This window comes from Caulobacter sp. D5, from assembly GCF_003185805.1.
Lineage (GTDB): Bacteria > Pseudomonadota > Alphaproteobacteria > Caulobacterales > Caulobacteraceae > Caulobacter.
The window spans coordinates 1-1,049 of sequence record NZ_QHJY01000555.1 but is presented as its reverse complement, the minus strand read 5'-3'; the positions used below and the strand labels follow the sequence as shown (position 1 = coordinate 1,049).

The following is a 1,049-nucleotide window of genomic DNA, read 5'->3' as shown; positions in this document are numbered from 1 at the left end:
GAGAGACCCCTCATCCGTCGGCTATCGCCGACACCTTCTCCCGCAAGGGGAGAAGGACGACGGGTCAGCGCGGGAAGTAGATCAGCGCCAGGCCGGCGACGCCGGCGACGATGCGCCACCAGGCGAACGGGGCGAAGCCGCGCTTGCCGATGAAGTCGATCATGTACTTCACCACCACCAGGCCCGACAGGAACGACACGACGAAGCCGATGCCGATGATGCCGAACTGACTGGCGTCGATGTCCTTGTAGCTCTTGATCAGGTCCAGGCCGAAGGCGCCGACCATGATCGGGATGGCCATGAAGAACGAAAACTCGGCGGCGGCCTTGCGCTCGACCCCCAGCAGCATCGAGCCGACGATGGTCGAGCCCGAGCGCGACACGCCCGGCAGCAGCGACAGGCACTGGAACAGGCCGATGAAGAAGGCGGTCTTGAGAGACAGCTTCATGCCGTCGTGCTCGCGGGCCGGCGGGGCCTTCTTGTCGACGATCAGCAGCAGGATCCCGCCGATGATCAGCGAGACGCAGATCACCTGCGGCAGGAACGGGTTCTCGAAGAAGTGCTTGATGACGCCGTGCAAAGCCAGGCCCGCGGCGAAGGCCGGGATGCAGCCGATGATGACGCTGAGCGCGAAGCGACGCGCCTCCGGCCTGGTCGGCAGGCCGACGACCACGCCCCAAAGGCGCTGGAAGTAGAGCGCCACCACCGCCAGCACGGCGCCCAGCTGGATCAGCACGACAAAGGTGTCCCAAGGCGTGGCCGGCAGCATCATCGCCTTGGCCGCCAGCAGCAGGTGCCCGGTCGACGAGACGGGAATGAACTCCGTCAGGCCCTCGATCAGGCCCAGCACGATCGCGATCAGCCAATCCGGCATGTCATTCCCTTGTGAAACAAGCTCTTGCGAGCGGAAACGGGCGTGCGCCCGACACGGTAAAAAAAGGGTTTATCCATAAAGTGGACTATTTGAGGGCACAGATGCGAGTCGGTCGCAATGACCCTGTCGCCATCACGGATATATTTGTCCCAATATTTGACCACCGCATTCTTAT

2 protein-coding genes are annotated in these 1,049 nt (G+C 63.1%); both read right to left on the bottom strand.

Annotated elements, in window-relative coordinates; all coding sequences use genetic code 11:
- Positions 1-64 precede the first annotated feature (64 nt).
- On the bottom strand, positions 65-874 hold the full coding sequence (locus tag DMC18_RS25150) for an undecaprenyl-diphosphate phosphatase (RefSeq protein ID WP_110120461.1): 810 nt from the start codon (positions 872-874) through the stop codon (positions 65-67).
- The coding region (locus DMC18_RS27105) for a hypothetical protein (protein ID WP_233248303.1) at positions 859-1,049 on the bottom strand (191 nt) is incomplete at its 5' end. The genes DMC18_RS27105 and DMC18_RS25150, both read right to left, overlap by 16 nt.